This is a genomic window from Flavobacterium channae, from assembly GCF_021172165.1.
Taxonomy (GTDB): Bacteria; Bacteroidota; Bacteroidia; order Flavobacteriales; family Flavobacteriaceae; genus Flavobacterium; species Flavobacterium channae.
In genome coordinates this window covers 294,221-312,616 of the sequence record NZ_CP089096.1, presented here as the reverse complement: position 1 = coordinate 312,616, position 18,396 = coordinate 294,221, and the positions used below count along the sequence as shown (strand labels likewise).

Annotated in this window: 9 protein-coding genes and 1 tRNA gene; 4 read left to right on the top strand and 6 right to left on the bottom strand. The window is 31.6% G+C overall.

Annotated features, from left to right (window positions below):
* Window positions 1-5: 5 nt before the first annotated feature.
* Window positions 6-2,894 (top strand): alpha-amylase family glycosyl hydrolase, encoded by a 2,889-nt coding sequence (locus LOS89_RS01285; RefSeq protein WP_231835923.1) that lies wholly within the window; start codon window positions 6-8, stop codon window positions 2,892-2,894.
* Between the two features lie 100 nt (window positions 2,895-2,994).
* Here the strand turns inward: LOS89_RS01285 and LOS89_RS01280 are convergent.
* From LOS89_RS01280 to LOS89_RS01270, 3 genes are all read right to left on the bottom strand, one after another.
* Window positions 2,995-3,076, bottom strand: a tRNA-Leu gene (locus tag LOS89_RS01280).
* A gap of 64 nt (window positions 3,077-3,140) precedes the next feature.
* Window positions 3,141-4,082: a DUF3078 domain-containing protein gene (locus LOS89_RS01275; RefSeq protein WP_231835922.1), complete on the bottom strand. Its 942-nt coding sequence runs from the start codon at window positions 4,080-4,082 to the stop codon at window positions 3,141-3,143.
* Entirely contained in the window at window positions 4,075-5,850 is a 1,776-nt protein-coding gene (locus LOS89_RS01270) for a 1-deoxy-D-xylulose-5-phosphate synthase (RefSeq protein WP_374107737.1), read from the bottom strand. The genes LOS89_RS01275 and LOS89_RS01270 overlap by 8 nt, the downstream gene beginning before the upstream one ends.
* 42 nt (window positions 5,851-5,892) lie before the next feature.
* On the opposite strand from LOS89_RS01270, the gene LOS89_RS01265 reads away from it, so the two are divergent.
* From LOS89_RS01265 to pbpC, 3 genes are all read left to right on the top strand, one after another.
* On the top strand, window positions 5,893-6,333 hold the full coding sequence (locus tag LOS89_RS01265) for a nucleoside deaminase (protein WP_231835920.1): 441 nt from the start codon (window positions 5,893-5,895) through the stop codon (window positions 6,331-6,333).
* Between the two features lie 114 nt (window positions 6,334-6,447).
* Complete coding sequence (locus LOS89_RS01260; protein WP_231835919.1) at window positions 6,448-11,943, top strand: alpha-2-macroglobulin family protein; 5,496 nt, start codon at window positions 6,448-6,450, stop codon at window positions 11,941-11,943.
* Window positions 11,919-14,303 (top strand): penicillin-binding protein 1C, encoded by a 2,385-nt coding sequence (gene pbpC, locus LOS89_RS01255; RefSeq protein ID WP_231835918.1) that lies wholly within the window; start codon window positions 11,919-11,921, stop codon window positions 14,301-14,303. Before LOS89_RS01260 ends, pbpC begins: the two co-directional genes overlap by 25 nt.
* 40 nt (window positions 14,304-14,343) lie before the next feature.
* Here pbpC and LOS89_RS01250 read toward each other — a convergent pair whose 3' ends face one another.
* Genes LOS89_RS01250 through LOS89_RS01240 form a run of 3 tightly spaced genes read right to left on the bottom strand, consistent with a single transcriptional unit; the run spans window position 14,344 to window position 18,363 of the window.
* On the bottom strand, window positions 14,344-14,601 hold the full coding sequence (locus LOS89_RS01250; protein WP_231835917.1) for a hypothetical protein: 258 nt from the start codon (window positions 14,599-14,601) through the stop codon (window positions 14,344-14,346).
* Between the two features lie 5 nt (window positions 14,602-14,606).
* Window positions 14,607-15,254 (bottom strand): hypothetical protein, encoded by a 648-nt coding sequence (locus tag LOS89_RS01245; RefSeq protein ID WP_231835916.1) that lies wholly within the window; start codon window positions 15,252-15,254, stop codon window positions 14,607-14,609.
* Window positions 15,247-18,363, bottom strand: a complete 3,117-nt coding sequence (locus tag LOS89_RS01240) for an HsdM family class I SAM-dependent methyltransferase (RefSeq protein WP_231835915.1) — start codon at window positions 18,361-18,363, stop codon at window positions 15,247-15,249. The genes LOS89_RS01245 and LOS89_RS01240 overlap by 8 nt, the downstream gene beginning before the upstream one ends.
* Window positions 18,364-18,396 lie beyond the last annotated feature (33 nt).

Genomic DNA, 18,396 nt, shown 5'->3' with positions numbered 1-18,396 from the left:
AAGCTATGAGAAAAAAAATACTTTCAATATTATTACTATTTACAGCTTTTATTGTCAAAGCTCAGGTTACCATTACACCAAGTAGTTTTAATGTAACAGATCAAATTACAATTACTGTTTCTACAGCTGCTCAATCTTGCAATCTAATAGGAACTTCTCCTGCAAAAGTGTATATGCATGCTGGTGTTGGAGATGATACTAATGCTTTCGGTTTTGGAGTTGTTGGAAACTGGGGACAAGATGACAACGTGGGATTAATGACAAATAATGGAAATGGAACATGGAGTATTACATTAACTCCAAGTGTTTATTTTGGTTTAAATGCTACACAACAAGCAAATGCAACAAAACTTGGAATGGTTTTCAGAAACGCTAACGGAAGTCAAACATTAAAATTACCCCCTTCTTGTGGCGATTTTATTTTCAATGTTGGAACATTTCAAGTAAACTTAACTGCTCCAGCAATCAATAGCGCAACAATTATGAACTCTGGTGGTAGTTTAAACATTGCAGCTACAAATACTGGAGGTGCAGCAAGTTATAATTTGAAAGCTAACGGTGTAAGCATTAATACAAATACAACATCAAGTTATTCATTTAATCACACAAACATTACCACTAATACTAGTTATGATTTAGAGGTAACTTTAGGAGCATCAACCATAACAAGAAGATTTTCAGTTATTGTAAATCCTGGAATAATTTCTCAAGCTATGCCTAATGGACTTGAGAACGGAATTAATTACAATATCTCTGATAACACTAGAGCCACTTTAGTTTTAGAAGCTCCAGGAAAAGATTTTGTATATGTTGCAGGAAGTTTTAATAATTATACTCCAGACAGTAACTATGCAATGAAAAAAGATCCTTCTACTGGAAAATTTTGGTTAGAACTAACGGGACTTACTGCAGGTGTTGACAACACGTATCAATATTGGGTTGTTGATCAAACTCCAATTGCAAATTCGCCTTCATTAGTAAAAACAGCTGATCCATGTTCAAAAATGGTTTTATCACCATATGATGATTCATGGATTTCAAATACAACTTTCCCAAATTTACCAACTTACCCTGCGGGTCAAGAACGTGAAGTAACTTGGTTTAAAACCGGAGTAGCTCCATACAATTGGCAAGTAACAAACTTTGCAAAACCAGACAAAGACAAATTAGTAGTTTATGAATTATTAATCCGTGACTTTGATGGTGATAGAAACTTTCAAGATGTTATTGACAAAATTCAATATTTCAAAGATTTAGGAATTAATGCGATTCATTTAATGCCGATTATGGAATTTGAAGGAAATGAAAGTTGGGGATACAACACCGCTTTTCATATGGCGTTAGACAAATTCTATGGAACACCAGAAAAATTCAAAGAACTTGTTGATTTATGTCATCAAAATGGAATAGCTGTAATTTTAGACCTAGCATTCAACCATGCTTTTGGAAGAAATCCTATGGTTAGAATGTGGATGAATGACCCAGAAAATGATGGTTGGGGTGGTCCTGCAAGTGACAATCCTTTTTTTAACACTTCTGCTAGGCATAGTTATAGCGTAGGAGAAGATTTTAACCACTCTTCTACACTAACTAAAAACTATGTAAAACAAACCATAAAACATTGGATTACAGAATTTAAAATAGATGGATTCCGTTGGGATTTAACAAAAGGATTTACACAAAACTGTACTTCTGGAGATGATGCTTGTACAAATGCATATCAACAAGACAGAGTTGATGTATTAAAAGAATATGCAGATTATTCTTGGAGTTTAGACAACAATCATTATGTGATTTTTGAACATTTAGGAACAGATGCAGAAGAACAACAATGGGCAAATTACAGATTAGGGGAAGGAAAAGGAATCATGATGTGGGGTGAAATGTATACACAATACAAAGAACTAGCAATGGGATTCTCAACTCAAAACATTTCTAGAATGGGTCACGATAGTCGTGGTTTTGCTGGAAAGCGCTTAATGGGATATCCTGAAAGTCATGATAAAGACAGAATGATGTATGAAGCTGTAACTTACGGAAATGGTGGTGGAACAGCTCCAGTAAATGGAAACCTAACAAATGCTTTAGCAAGAATGGGAGCTATAGGTGCTATGAGTATTTTGGTTCCTGGACCAAAAATGATTTGGCATTTTGGAGAACTAGGAAACAACCAATCTATTTATACTTGTTCGAATGGTACAATTAACGATGAAAGTGCCTTTTTTCCTGGCGATTGTAAACTTGATACTAAAGAACAAGTACAATGGACGCAAAATTGGTTAGCAGATGCTAGAAGAACTGCTATTTTAAGTGATTGGTCTAAAATGATTAATCTTAAAACAACTGAACCTGTATTTAGTTCTGATTTTGCAATTAGTCCTGATGGAAGTAATATTCGTCAAAGATTATATGTTTACAACAATTCCTACCCTACTACACAATTGCGAAATGTAGTAGTAATTGCAAATTTCTCTGTTGGTAGCCAAAATATTAATCCAAGTTTCCCAACAGATGTTTATACCTATCCAATGACTTGGTATAATTTAATGGACAACACGCCAATTACTATTACTAGTCCAACAGCTACAATTGCCTTAGCTCCAGGTCAATTTAGAGTATATGGAAATAGACCTTCAACATTATCTTCAGATGATTTTGTAACTAATTTAAATAACGTTAGTCTTTATCCAAATCCCACAAAAAACAGTTTTGCTATTTCAGCAGATGTTAGTAATGTAGAAATCTATAATATAACTGGGCAACTAGTTAAATCATTTACAAATGTAATTTCAGATCAAGAATTAGATATTACCAATTTAAATAGTGGCATCTACTTGGTTAAAATGACAAATGGTAACGGTACAAGCCAAACAAAAAAATTAATAAAAGAATAAATTTATAGTTAGTTAACAAAAAAGCCGCTTACAAAATAAGCGGCTTTTTTAATATAATGATATAATAAAAAAAGCTCCAACCTAAGTTAGAGCTTTCAAGTGCGGGTAAAAGGACTCGAACCTTCACACCTTGCGGCACCAGATCCTAAGTCTGGCGTGTCTACCAATTTCACCATACCCGCGATAATTGGAGTGCAAATATAGATATTCGAATATATATATCAAACAAAAATGAAAATAATTTCATTAAAATTGATAAACTACTCCTACTCCTAATAATTGTTTCAATTGAATCTTAGGTCCTTTTATAACCTGAACACCTCCTTCTTCTTCCTTTGACTTAATATCATCGTCATATACAAGGTGAGTTCCTATGTTTGCTTTTACATATTGATTAACAACCATATCAAATTGCATTTGCCAATCAACATCTACATTTCCAAAGTTATTTAGATAATCGGTATACAGTGATATTCGGTGTTCAAAATTAATATTCTTATAAATTTCAGTTTTCCATTGATTTGTAATCAAAATACCGGTTTCGTTTCTAATATTTTTTCCTTCCCTAATTAATACTCCAAATTCATCATAAACTGCTTTTTCAACCCCAAAAGCTCCTTGGTTTGCCAATCTTTGATCAAAAACCATAGTAACTTTTTGTGTTAATGGAGATAAATATACATTTAGATTTAAATCTTTTCTAGAATATTCTGCTCCAACACCCAAGAAAGTATAAGCAGGTGCAAATGGTTGCGAAATTGCTAAATCAGTGTTTGGATAAGCATAACCGTTTGCAAATTGTGTATTAAAATTAAATTTTCCAGCATAATACCAATTTGAAATTGTATCAGTTCTATATCCAAAAGTAGAATTCAATTGAAACTGGTCATCTGTTTTTCTAACATCTTGTTTCTCTTGCTTATTTATTCCATAACGAGCAATTAATTCGTTTTTCCAAACCAAGTTATCATTAGTATACGTTCTTAAGAACTTCCCTTTTAATAATCCTGAAATCGAATTATTACCTCCAGCATTCCAGTTTACAAAAGTAATCTGAGAGATGTCTAGCCCAATAGCATTCTCCTTTTTCCAATTAGATGTTGAATCTGGTAATTTTGTTCTAACAATTTGTGATGAAGCTTGTAAGCAAATAAAAAATAATCCTAAGAAGTAAGCTTTTTTAAGCATTTGAAAAAGTATTAAATATTTGTATTAAATGATTAACGTCTATTTTGCAAAGTTGTTGTAACTCAAAAACCGTTCCATGTTCTACGAACATATCAGGAATTCCGAGATTTAAAACCTTTTTATTTAAATTATGATTAGCAACTACCGAATTAATTTGTTCTCCAAAACCTCCTTTAATAACACCATCTTCAATCGTAATGATTTCATCATGAGAATTTACAATTTCTTGAACAGCTAAATTGTCTAAAGGTTTTATAAATGGAAAATGATAATGTGAAAACAATTCTGAATTTCTCACTTCACTTAATGCTCTTGAAACATTATTAGCAATAGTTCCTGTTGATAAAATCGCAATTTTACTTCCTTTTTGAAGTGTTTTAATTTTACCCATTTCGATTTTCTCAAAAGGTTGTTTCCAATTTACATTTTCACCTCTTCCTCTCGGATATCGAATCGCAATTGGATGACTCAATCCTTCTGAAGCTGTAAACATTATATTTCGTAATTCCACTTCGTCTTTTGGAGATGCAATAATTAAGTTTGGAATACAACTTAAATAAGCAATATCAAAAACACCATGATGAGTTGCACCATCTTCACCAACCAATCCTGCTCTATCCAAGCAAAAAATTACGGGTAAATTCTGCAATGCTACATCATGAATTACTTGATCGTAAGCACGCTGTAAAAAAGTCGAATATATATTGCAAAAAACGACCATTCCTTGCGTTGCCATTCCTGCAGATAATGTAACTGCATGTTGCTCAGCAATTCCAACATCAATTGCGCGTTTAGGATAAGCTTCCATCATATATTTCATTGAACTTCCAGTTGGCATTGCCGGTGTTATTCCAATGATTTTTTCATTTTGTTTTGCTAATTCCACCAAAGTAAATCCAAAAACATCTTGAAATTTTGGAGGCAAATGCGATTCATCTTTAGGATGGATTTTTCCCGTTTCTGCATCAAATTTTCCTGGAGCATGATATTTTACTTGATCTTCTTCGGCCAACTGTAATCCTTTACCTTTTGTAGTAATAACATGCAAAAACTTAGGACCTTTTACCGTTTTTAATCGTTCTAATTCAGATATCAATTTTGGCAAATCATGACCGTCAATTGGTCCCGAATAATCAAAATTTAATGACTTGATAATGTTGTTTTGCTTTGGATTTTTCCCATCTTTAACTGCGGTTAAATAGTCTTTCAATGCTCCAATGCTTGGATCGATTCCAATCGCGTTATCGTTTAAAATCACTAATAAATTGGCATCTGTAACTCCTGCATGATTCAATCCTTCAAATGCCATTCCACTTGCAATCGAAGCATCTCCAATTACCGCGATATGTTGTTTGTTAATCTCACCTTTTAATTGTGATGCTAACGCCATTCCTAAAGCTGCCGAAATTGAAGTTGAAGAATGCCCAACACCAAAAGTATCATAAACACTTTCACTTCGCTTAGGAAAACCCGATATTCCATTTAATTCTCTATTGGTATGAAAAATAGCACGCCTTTCGGTTAGAATTTTATGTCCGTAAGCTTGATGACCAACATCCCAAACCAGCAAGTCTTCTGGCGTATTAAAAACGTAATGCAATGCGATTGTTAATTCAACCACACCCAAACTTGCTCCCAAGTGTCCTTCTTTTTTTGAAACAATATCAATGATAAAATCTCTCAATTCTTTGGCTAATTGAGGTAGTTGATTTTCAGGAAGTTTCCTTAAATCATTTGGGTTGTTAATTTTTGAAAGCAAATTTTTCATCACAGCACAAAAGTAAGAATTGGTTGTTGTATTTTTGTACTTATGGAGAATATTTTTACCGATGATTTTTTTATGAAAAAAGCCTTACAGGAAGCTGAAATTGCTTTTGAAAAAGGTGAAATACCAGTTGGAGCTGTTATTGTGATTAACAATCGTGTTATTGCTCGAACTCATAATTTAACAGAATTACTTCATGATGTTACGGCTCATGCCGAAATGCAAGCGATAACTAGCGCAGCAAATTTTATAGGTGGAAAATATTTGAAAGATTGCACTTTATATGTAACCTTAGAACCTTGTCAAATGTGTGCAGGCGCTTTGTATTGGTCTCAAATTTCTAAAATTGTTTTTGGCGCTTCAGATGAAAACAGAGGTTATCAAAAAATGGGAACGCAATTACACCCTAAAACTCAAGTAATATCAGGGGTTTTAGAGAAAGAATGTTCTGATTTAATGAAAGCTTTCTTTAAAAACAAGCGATAGTTTTTGTAAGTTTTTTATTTAAAAATATTTTTATCTTTACTGTAAGAATTTGCACGGTTTTTGTAATACTCAAATTGTGAACAAAAACAAACTAACTCTCTAATCTCTTTCCAAATGAAAACAAAACGTTTTTTACAATTAATGCTTGTATTGATTGTAGCTTTGTCGTGCTCTAAAAACGCTAAAGATTTTAATTCTGATTTCTCTCTTTTTAAAGCGTATATCCTCAACTTTAGCTCAGGATTGGTCTCGGCAAGTAGCGACATTAGAGTTGTTTTAGCATTTGATAAAAAAGAATGGACTGCAAATGAAGAGTTAGATGAAAATTTATTTAGTATCAATCCAAGTGTTAGTGGTAAAGTAGTTGCGCTTTCTAATAACACAATTGCTTTTATTCCTGAAAAAAAATTAGATCAGAACAAAGAATACCAAGTTACGCTTCATTTATCTCAATTAACGAATGTTCCTGATAAACTAAAGGATTTCAATTTTACAATCAAAACCATAAAGCAAGATTTTATGGTTACTACAAACGATTTACAATCGTATAGTAAAGATTATCAATATTTGAACGGAGTCATAACATCGAGCGATGATTTGGATTTTGAAACTGCTAAAAAGTTAATCTCTGTTAATCAAGAAGATAAAACAGTAAAAGTTAAGTTTGTAAAAGAGTTAAGCAACAAAAAAGAATACAAATTTGTAATAGATAGTATTAAAAGACAAGTTGAAGATAGTAAAATCAAAATTTCTTGGGATGGAAATCCTTTTGACATAGACCAAAAAGGCGAAATGCTTTATGATATTCCTGGGAAAAACAACTTTAAAATTGTTTCTGCAGAAGTTGAAAAAGACAACAATCAGGTATTGTTATTAAACTTTTCCGATCCTCTAAACAGAGATCAAGATTTTTCTGGCTTGGTACAAGTTGAGTCGGCTCTTAATTTACGTTTTGCAACTGCGGGAAATTTGCTAAAAGTCTTTTTTAATGAACCTTTAAAAGGAGAACTTTTAGTTGAAGTCTTTCAAGGAATAGAAAGCGAAGACGGCTACAAAATGAAACAAAATTTTTCGGAGAAAGTCACTTTTGAACAAGTAAAACCAGGAGTTCGTTTTATAAAAAGTGGAACTATTTTACCAAGTTCAAACAACTTAAAAATTAATTTTGAATCGGTAAATTTGAGTGCAGTTGATATTAAAGTGTACCAAATTTACAAAAACAACATTCTACAATTCCTTCAAGACAATGAACTGAACGGAAGTAGAAATCTAAGAAAAGTAGCGCAACCAATTGTTAAAAAAACTATTGCTTTAAATAAAAACAAATTGCAAAACTCGAGCAAATGGAATGCTTATGCTGTTGATTTATCTAAAGTAATAACACCAAATCCAGGAGCTATTTATCGAGTTGAAATATCTTATAAGCGTAAATATTCACTTTACAAATGCACCTCCGCATATGTTGACGAAGAAAACAACGAAGAACAAGAACAAGATGATGAAGTAAGAAGCAATCACGATTATTATGATGATTACTATTACGAAGGTTACGATTGGTATGAAAGAGAAGATCCGTGTACCGATTCGTATTATTACAACAATACCATTTTTACAAATGTTATTGCTTCAGATTTAGGCGTTATTACAAAACGTGGTGAAAATGGTTCTTATGTTTTTGCCGTAAACAATATCGTATCAACGCTACCAGAAGCAGCAGCAAAAATTGAGTTGTATAATTTTCAACAACAACTTTTAGGAACTATTACAACGGATAGCGATGGAATAGCTAAAACTGAATTAAAGAAATACGCCTATTTTGCTATTGTTACCAAAGATAAAAACACAACTTACGTAAAACTCGATGAAGGTCAATCTTTATCGGTGAGTAATTTTGATGTAAGTGGCGAAGAATTACAAAAAGGTTTAAAAGGCTTCATTTATGGCGAAAGAGGTGTTTGGCGTCCTGGCGATACTTTACACTTGGCTTTCATGCTAAATGATGTGGAAAGCAAATTAGAAAAATCGCATCCAATAACTTTTAGACTTAGCGACCCACAAGGAAAAATGCGCTACCAAATGGTTCAAAAATACAACAGCTTGAATCATTACAAATTCAAATTAGCTACAAAAGATAGCGATCCAACAGGAAATTGGGAAGCAAAAATTTCTATTGGTGGTGTTCATTTTTACAAAAGCATCAAGATTGAAACCATTAAGCCAAATCGTTTAAAAATCAAAAATAGTTTTGCCGACAAACAACTATCTGGTAATAGACTAAACGGTGGCGAAGTTGAAGTTGCTTGGTTACACGGAGCAATTGCAAAAAACTTAAAAGTTGAAATGCAAGCTAAATTCTTAGAACAGCAAACCGTTTTTAAAAAATATGAGAAATATGATTTTGATGACGAAGTACGCAAATTCCGCACTGAAGAAGTAAATGTTTTTTCAGGGAAAGTTGATGAGTTTGGAAAAGCAAAAGTAAATATTCAACCTAAAATAACGAGTCAAGCACCTGGAAAACTAAAATTGGTTTTTCAAACAAAAGCTTTTGAAAATGGTGGCGATTTTAGTACAGATGTGGCTACTTCAGTTTATTCTCCATATAAAACTTATGTTGGAATAAAAGCACCTGAACCAAACAAATATGGCTTGTTAGAAACCGATAAAGTAAATCGTTATGACATTGTAACTTTAGACGAATTGGGTAAAGCAAAATCAGTTAAGAATTTAGAAGTTCGAGTGTATAAAGTAGAATGGCGTTGGTGGTGGAATTCTGATGGTGATGATTTATCGCGTTATAATTCTTCAGAAGTAACAACAGCATACAAAAACTATGTAGTTTCTACTGATGCTTCAGGAAAAGCAAGTTTTCAATTTGTTGTTCCAGAAGCAGATTGGGGAAGATATTTAATTCGTGTAGAAGACACAAACGATGGTCATGCAACAAGTTTAACTTCGTATATCGATTGGCCATATTGGTCTGGAAAATCACGTCAAGGAGGAAGTGAAACGGCAAACATGTTAGTATTTACATCCAATAAAGAAAAATACAATGTTGGAGAAAAAGCAATTGTTTCATTCCCATCAAGCGAAGGTGGAAGAGCATTAATTTCAATTGAAAATGGTTCTAAAGTAATTAAAACGCTTTGGGCAACCACTAAAAAAGGAGAAACACAAGTAGAAATTCCTATCACCGGTGATATGGCGCCAAATGTGTATTTTCATATTTCGTTGTTAAAACCACATGCTTCTACTATAAACGATACTCCGATTAGAATGTACGGAATTTTACCAGTGGAAGTCATTAATAAAAATACTGTTTTAGAGCCAGAAGTAACCATTCCATCTGTTTTAAAACCAGAACAAAAGACAACTTTAAAAGTTAGTGAAAAATCGGGTAAAGAAATGACCTATACGATTGCTATTGTAGATGATGGTTTGTTAGATTTAACGCGATTTAAAACTCCAAATGCTTGGGATAAATTCTATTCTAGACAAGCGCTTGGTGTAAAAACTTGGGATGTTTATGATGATGTAATTGGTGCTTATGGAGGAAAAATAAATCAAATTTTCAGTATTGGTGGTGATCAAGATTTAGCTGGTGGAAATGCTAAAAAAGCCAATCGTTTTAAACCGGTCGTTATTTATTTAGGTCCGTTCAAATTGGAAAAAGGACAAACCAAATCACATACCATTACCTTACCAAATTATGTTGGTTCGGTGCGAACAATGGTTGTTGCTGGTGATGCCAAAACAAGTGCTTACGGAAGTGTAGAAAAAACATCTTTTGTGAGAAAACCGGTTATGGTTTTGGCTTCGGTACCAAGAAAAATTTCTCCAAACGAAAGAATCATGTTGCCAGTAACCGTTTTCGCAATGGAGAATCAGGTAAAAAATGTGAATGTTCAATTAAAAACAAATAATGGTGTAAGAATTATTGGGAATGCTACTCAAAATGTAAGTTTCAGTTCGCCTGATGAAAAAGTGGTGTACTTTAATTTAGAAGTGGGCAGCGCAACAGGAATTGGAAAAATTGAAGTTATTGCTACTTCTGGAAAAGAAAAATCAACCTATGCAGTGGAAGTTGATATTACGAATCCAAATCCAGTAACCAATGATTTTGTGGATATGGTAATTCCTGCAAACAGTTCAAAAACCATCAATTGGAAAACATTTGGAGTTTCAGGAAGTAACAAAGCAAGATTAGAAGTTTCGTCTTTCCCTACGATTAATTTCAACGGAAGATTGAGTTATTTGATTCAATATCCTCATGGCTGTGTGGAGCAAACGACTTCGGCGGTTTTTCCACAATTGTATTTATCTGATATTATGGATATTGATGTTAACAAAAAAGCAGAAATCCAACGAAATATCAATGCTGGAATTCAAAAATTAGGCAATTTCCAATTGTCAAATGGTGGATTGAGTTATTGGCAAGGAAATAATTATGTGGATGATTGGGCAACTTCATATGCGGGACATTTCTTAATTGAAGCAGAGAAAAAAGGCTATGTTTTACCAATAGGATTTAAAAACAAGTGGATTTCGTTCCAACAATCTGAAGCTAAAAAATGGCGATTCAACGCACAATATCGTAACGATTTTGCTCAAGCCTATCGTTTATACACATTAGCATTAGCAGGTTCGGCAGATATGGGTTCTATGAACCGATTAAGAGAAACTACTGGAATATCGAATGAATCGAAATTACGATTAGCTGCAGCTTATGCATTAGCAGGACAAAAGAAAGCAGCATTATCTTTGATAGGAACAACAACGAGTCAAGAAGACAAACGTTTTGTAAATTATTATTATGGTTCAGAAGAACGTAATAGAGCTATGATTTTAGAAACCTACATTTTGGTAGACAACAAAACGAAAGCCTACGAAATAGCTAACAAACTTGCTAAAGATTTATCTTCAAATCGCTACATGAGTACGCAAACTACAGCATTTGGTTTGTATGCGATGTCTAAATTTGCACTTAAAAATGGCGGAAAAGGCGTAAACATGACCTATACAATAGCTGGAAAATCGGAAACCGTGACTTCTAAAAAAGCAGTTGTAGATAGAAATTTAGTTGCAAAAACAGGTTCCAATTCGGTTACGATTCAAAATAAAAATAATGGAACACTTTATGTTCGTTTATTAAATAGCGGTATTTTACCTGTAGGAGAAGAAAGAGAAATTCAGAAAAACTTCTCTACTTCAATGGTTTATAAAGACCGACAAGGAAATGTTCTCAACTTAAGTTCTGTAAAACAAGGAACTGAAATTGTTGCGCAAGTAACTATTAGAAATCAATCGGATGAAACATTAGAAAATGTAGCACTTTCGCAAATTGTTCCTTCTGGATTTGAAATCATGAATTCACGCTATAGTGATTTTGGAAGTTATGCTGAAAACAAAGCCGATTACATTGATATTCGCGATGATAGAACGCAATTCTATTTCGGAATTAGAGCAGGAGAAACCAAAACGTTTACCATGCTATTAAACGCCTCATATTTAGGAAAATATTATTTCCCTGGCGTACAATGTGAAGCGATGTATGATGACAATTATTTGGCAAGAACTAAAGGACAATGGGTGCAAATAGTGAAAGAGTAAGTTGGTTTACTCGATTAAAAACTAAAATCAGGAATAATAAAATTAAAACTGCCATAAGCTTATTGCTTGTGGTAGTTTACTATTTTTCACTTCCAAAGCAACTTTTCGAAAACAAGTATTCAACCGTAATTGAAAGTCAAGACGGACAGCTTTTAGGAGCCAAAATCGCTTCCGATGGGCAATGGCGTTTTCCTGAAAGTGATAGTGTTCCGTATAAATTTCAGAAATGTATAATTGCTTTTGAAGATCAACATTTTCATAATCATTTTGGGTTTAACCCAATTTCCATGTATCATGCTTTTAAGCAAAATAGAAAAGTAAATCGTGTGGTTCGTGGTGGAAGTACTTTAACCCAACAAGTGATTCGTTTGCACCGAAAAGGAAAATCGCGTTCATATTTTGAAAAAGCAATAGAAATGATTCTCGCAACCCGATTAGAATTTCGTCATTCGAAAGATAAAATTTTAGAGTTATACTGCGCTCATGCTCCTTTTGGAAGCAATGTAGTAGGCTTAGAAATGGCTTCTTGGAAATATTTCGGATTGCAACCACATCAATTGTCATGGGCTGAAGCGGCAACTTTAGCGGTTTTACCTAATGCACCAAGTTTAATTTATCCTGGGAAAAATCAAGAACGTTTATTGGCAAAACGCAATAGATTACTCAAGAAATTATATGAAGACAAAGTCATTGATAAAGCAACTTACGAATTATCGCTACAAGAAAGTTTACCTCAAAAACCGTTTGATGTACCACAAATTGCACCACATTTAGTTCAAAAAGTAGCTAAAGAACATCCATCTGAAAAAATAAAAACCACTATTCAATTAGACTTACAAGAACGAACTAACGAAATTGTAAAACAATATTATAATTATTACAAACAAAATCAAGTCTATAACATTTCGGTTTTAGTCGTTGATGTAAAAACGCGTAACATAATTACTTATGTGGGGAATAGCCCAACAGACAAAGAACATCAAAAAGATGTTGACATTATTGAAGCGCCTCGAAGTACTGGTAGTATTTTAAAGCCCTATTTATATACTGCTATGCTAAATGATGGTTATATTTTACCGCAAACTTTAGTTCCAGATATCCCAACGCAAATTTCAGGGTATTCACCTCAAAATTTCAATTTAACTTATGACGGAGCGGTTCCAGCGAGTAGAGCTTTAGCACGTTCATTGAATATTCCGTCGGTTTTGATGTTACAAGACTATTCGGTGAATCAGTTTTATGAAAAATTGCAGCAATTGAAGTTACGAAATGTCAATCGACAACCTTCTAATTATGGTTTATCCTTGATTTTAGGAGGTGCTGAGTCTAATTTATGGGATTTATGCAAAGCGTATGCATATATGTCGTCTACACTAACCTATTTCAATCAAAATGATTCGAAATATCGAAAAAATGAAATGCTAAATTTGAATTACGATGCCAATATTAAACCTGATTTTGGAAGTAGCTCACGAAAGAAAAACATTTTTGGTGCTGGTGCTATTTGGCAAACATTTAATGCAATGAAAGAAGTTAACCGACCAGAAGGTGATGAAGCTTGGAAATTCTACGATTCTTCTTTAGAAATCGCATGGAAAACAGGAACAAGTTTTGGAAGTAGAGATGCTTGGGCAATTGGTGTTACCAAAGATTACGTAGTGGGAATTTGGGTTGGAAACGCCACAGGAGAAGGTAGACCATCTTTAACCGGAGTTGACAGTGCTGCCCCTATATTATTTGATGTTTTTAGGTTGTTGCCAAAATCAAAATGGTTTGAAATTCCATATAACGATTTAGATCCTGTAGAAGTTTGTGAACTTTCAGGATATTTAGCACAAGATCATTGTCCAAAAATAAAACAATGGATACCTAAAACAGCAAAAAAAACAGCTAATTGCCCGTATCATAAAATCATTCATTTGGATAAAAATGAGCAATTTAGAGTCAACAGTAATTGCGAAAGCGTGGATGATATAATAACCAAATCCTGGTTTGTTTTACCTCCGGTTATGGAATGGTATTATAAAAGTAAAAACACTAATTATCAAAATTTACCAACCTTCAGAAGTGATTGTGTAGATGCCTTACAAGACAAGCGCATGGATTTTATTTATCCAAAAGCCAATACCAAAATTATATTAACTAAAGATTTTGAAGGCAAACTACAACCTACTATTATCAAGGTTGCTCATTCCAATTCTAATTTAGAATTATTTTGGTATCTAGATAATCAATATGTAGGAAATACAAAAACCTTTCACGAGAAACCAATTTTTGCTACAACCGGATTTCATATCATTACTGTTGTAGATGAATTTGGTAATGAGATAAGAAGAAAAGTTCAATTTGAGAGTGAATAAAAACAAAAAAACCGCTATTCTTTCGAGTAGCGGTTTTTGTTTAATCGATTTTTTCATAATCTACTTGTAAAATATCATCGTTTGTAAAGGCATCATATGTTACTGTGTAAGTTGCTAAATGTTCTGTTTTAAATTCGTCTGAATAAATATGAATTAAATAACCATCAATAAAATTTCTTGCCCAAACTAATTCTTTAATAGATATAAAATACTTATACCATTGTCTTTCTCCAATTTTATTAGGATTGAGTTTGTTGGTTTTTAGTGCATTTAGAATTTTGGTTTGAAGGTTACTCATAAATATCAATTTGAATAATCAAAAAATAAATGTTTTATATTTCTTTGCGAATGAGATGATTCGTAGATTTTATGATTATTAATAATTAACTCTTTAAAGTCTATTTTTTCAGAACTGTTCTTTTGTAACTCAATTTTATTGTTTATTTTCAATAATAAATCATCTAATTTTCCATTTACAACATAGCCTAACATACACCCATTTTTGTCTTTAAAATGACCCGTTAAAAAACGTTCTATACCGTTGGTAATATATTCTGTTTGTTGTTGTGATGCATTTACTTTTTTTCCATTTGACTTTTTCCATTCAGTTGATGAAATATTTTTTGCTTCTATATTATAATCTAATCTCAAATTTTGCCAAATATTATGAAACCTAATATCAATTGGATTAGCTACCTTTGGAGATTTTAAACCGTTATCTATATCTTTATCCTCTAATTCTTCTTCTTTTGTAATTGTTAAATTATATTTTAAAGCCATTTCACAATCTTTCATTAAACTTACTAAATGTGAGGAGAAGGTTTTTTCTTCCCAATCTGAACTTACCTTGTTTAATATCTTTGAAGTACTATAGGATTTGATTAAAACTTCCAAACATTTTAATTCAAAACTTAAATTTATGGACTCAATTAGAAAATTACTTTTAGCCATTACCTTTTGATATTTCTATTAGTAATGTTCTATAATCTTCCATAGCAGCAGTTTCACTCCAAAACCTTCTCTGATTTGGTTTTATGATGTAAACATCTTCGTTATCATAATAATTTAATTTCTTTCTGAAATAAATATTTTGACCTTCTTCATACCAAAGTTTTTTTTCTATTTTTTTAAGTCCGAAATAAATATCTTCATTTGAAATTTTAGTTTCTTTTAGCTCATTTCCAAACGACAGTTTCACCATATATAATGGACAATTTGAATTGATATTATAATGCGTTGCTGAAACTTTTAAATTAACATCATCAAGCCATTTATTTAGCTCTTTAGTTATTCTTTTGGAATAAGTATCAATATCAATCACTGGAAAAACTGCTTTTGATTTTTCTTGGTTTTGAAATAAATCTAAACTGTAGTCTAACGTATCTTGAATGATGATTTGTTCGTCTTCTGTTAATTTTAAAATATCATTATAAATGATTTGGTCTATTTGTTTTTCTAAATCTGAAATGTCTGTTTTTGAACCATTCTCATTATCGATTTCTTTTACTTGAAAAATTTCATTAAATACATCTACTAAATTTAGCTTAACGTCTTCATTTATTGTATATGGTAAAGAAAGAAACTCACTCTTCATAATTTGTTCCCTCTCAATTCCATATGAAGATATAGTTAAGAACAGTAAGTAAGAACTGATTTTTGAATTTAGTAATGTTGTTAAAGCTTTTAAATAATTTTCGTTTTGGTCTTGTGAATAAAAACCATATACTCCATCTCTAAAAGTACAAATTTCATCTAAATATGAAGCACAAATTTGATTATCAATTAATCCTTTTTTAAGTAATAAATGTGGTGCAAAATAAGCTTCTAAATCACCTAATCTTCTAAAAAAAGATATATTTTTAAATTGATTTTGGTTTGTTAACACATTTTCAAAACCATAAAATTGTTTTGCTTTTTTCGTTTTTATTGAAGTATTTATTCCGTTTAAATTTGAAGAATTAGATGTAAATCTTTCAATATAATCTGCATCTAAATACTTGTTTTCGGATATAAATTTACTCTCCTTAATTTTATCTTTCTTATTTGTCAATAATTGAAACCCAACACCATTCTTGATATTGTTTTGTATTAGATCACTTTTTAAAGTTTTTGCATTAAATAATTTTTCAATCAACTCAAAATCAAAATAGCTTCCCCACATTGCTATTTTCCAAATTTTAGTATTAGGTTTTTGGCATTCAATTCGTGGCAAATGCTTTTCATCAGTGGTATCAATAACAATTCCTTCTAAAACATCATTTTTAATATATGTTTTTGGTGCGTAATAGGTTATTGTTTCTTTTTGGTCTTTTGGAATTTCGTTTTGATAAAAAACAATACTTATTGGTCCAACTGCAGAACCAAAAAGTTGCCCACCAAAATTGTTTTTAGCTTTTCTTAAAATAGAAAAATTATATACTTTCTCTACGTGATTATCATTAAATAACCATTTTCTAAAATTCTGATATGTTCTACCTGTGTTGGTTAATACTTTGGTATTAAAAATCAAGGCTATTTTACCTTTTGGAGCTAAAAGTGTTGCCTTATGCAAAAATGGCAAAACCATTTCTTGAGCAAAATTTTGTTTTTTGCAATAAGCCGTTATTGTTTGCAATAATTTATTTGTTCCAAATGGTGGATTTCCAACGACTAAATCAAAATTTTGTAATTCTTTAATACAAGACAAATCTGAAATAGTATCTCTTACAAATAGATTTTCTCCTTGTATTTTTAAGCTTTTATCTTCTGGGTCATTTATTAAATAAGGAAACTGGATTGCACCATTCCACCAGCCAGTTTTTGGGTCAAGATTATCTAATAAAGCTAAATACAAACTAAAAGCAGCTACTTTTATGGATTTTGGGTCAAGCTCAATGCCATAAATATTTGATTTTAGAATATCAACTAAATCTGTAAAATCATTTAGCTTAGAATTGTGTTTGTTTTCATAACGCTTTACTAATCTTTTAAAACTCTGAACCAAAAAAATTCCAGAACCACAACTTGGGTCTAATATTTTAACATTAAATTCAGTTTTATCCTTATCTATTGGAAGTTTTTCATTCAGAATTAATTCTACTAATGATGGTGGTGTATAAAAAGTTCCTGAATTTTTCTTTTCCCTTTTATCTAATTCCGATAAGAAATTTTCGTAAATTTCACTTAATAATTCAATTCTGATTATACTGAAATCAAATATTTTCCCACTGAATAATCGTTGTTGATAATCCTCTATATTTCCATCAAAAAAACATTTTTTAATTAAAAACAAATGTTCTTTTGTAATAAAATCTTTTTCGTTTTCTTCAAAATTAAAAAGACTTCCATTAAAATCTTTAGATAGTCGTTCAAAAAGATTATATGTTGCATCAACATCTTCTAATATATTAGAAAAAGATGTTGCTTCAGGCAAAAACTTTTGATAAAGTTCAATTGGAGTTGCTTTTCTGTCTTCTAAATAAAATAAAAACAAAGAACGCATTATTAATTTATGGATTATGAATTTATTTTCTAATCCATTTTCTTCTAATGCTCTAGCTGTTTTAATTAAACTATGAACTAGAAATTTATCGACTCTAGTCTCAAGATTTATTTTTTTTCTTATTTCCAAAGCCTTTTCAGAAGACCAAATAAAGCCAGTATCAATAGCAATTCTTGAAAAAAGAGTATTTAAGTTTTCTAACTTTAGGCTGTCAGATTTTTCCTCACAAGAATAAATTTCTAATCCTTCTAATTGTTCTCTAAATTTAGCTTCTGGTGTATTGTTGTCATAACCAAATGGTTTTTCAGAACAATTATAAATTCTGATTTCTGTTTTGGTGTAAACATATAAGAATAATACTTTTTGAAAATTCCAGCATGCCTTCTGAATCTCGGCAATTTGCTTTAAAGTTTTTAAATCAAAAGAATCAACTTCTTTTAAAAAAAGTGCAGGTTGGTCTTCGTTACCATAAACTTTTATAATTCCGTGTTTTTCAATATCAAACAAATCAATATCATATTCTTTGCAATTTTTTGCAAATTCTACTATATCTAATTGATTAATAAATGAGTTGGACATTGAATTTAGTTTATAAGCAAAAATAAAACAATT

Coding starts and splice junctions, on each gene's coding strand:
- LOS89_RS01285 (WP_231835923.1), top strand. CDS start 6: ATGAGAAAAAAAATACTTTCAATATTATTACTATTTACAGCTTTTATT.
- LOS89_RS01275 (WP_231835922.1), bottom strand. CDS start 4,082: ATGCTTAAAAAAGCTTACTTCTTAGGATTATTTTTTATTTGCTTACAA.
- LOS89_RS01270 (WP_374107737.1), bottom strand. CDS start 5,850: ATGAAAAATTTGCTTTCAAAAATTAACAACCCAAATGATTTAAGGAAA.
- LOS89_RS01265 (WP_231835920.1), top strand. CDS start 5,893: ATGGAGAATATTTTTACCGATGATTTTTTTATGAAAAAAGCCTTACAG.
- LOS89_RS01260 (WP_231835919.1), top strand. CDS start 6,448: ATGAAAACAAAACGTTTTTTACAATTAATGCTTGTATTGATTGTAGCT.
- pbpC (WP_231835918.1), top strand. CDS start 11,919: ATGGGTGCAAATAGTGAAAGAGTAAGTTGGTTTACTCGATTAAAAACT.
- LOS89_RS01250 (WP_231835917.1), bottom strand. CDS start 14,601: ATGAGTAACCTTCAAACCAAAATTCTAAATGCACTAAAAACCAACAAA.
- LOS89_RS01245 (WP_231835916.1), bottom strand. CDS start 15,254: ATGGCTAAAAGTAATTTTCTAATTGAGTCCATAAATTTAAGTTTTGAA.
- LOS89_RS01240 (WP_231835915.1), bottom strand. CDS start 18,363: ATGTCCAACTCATTTATTAATCAATTAGATATAGTAGAATTTGCAAAA.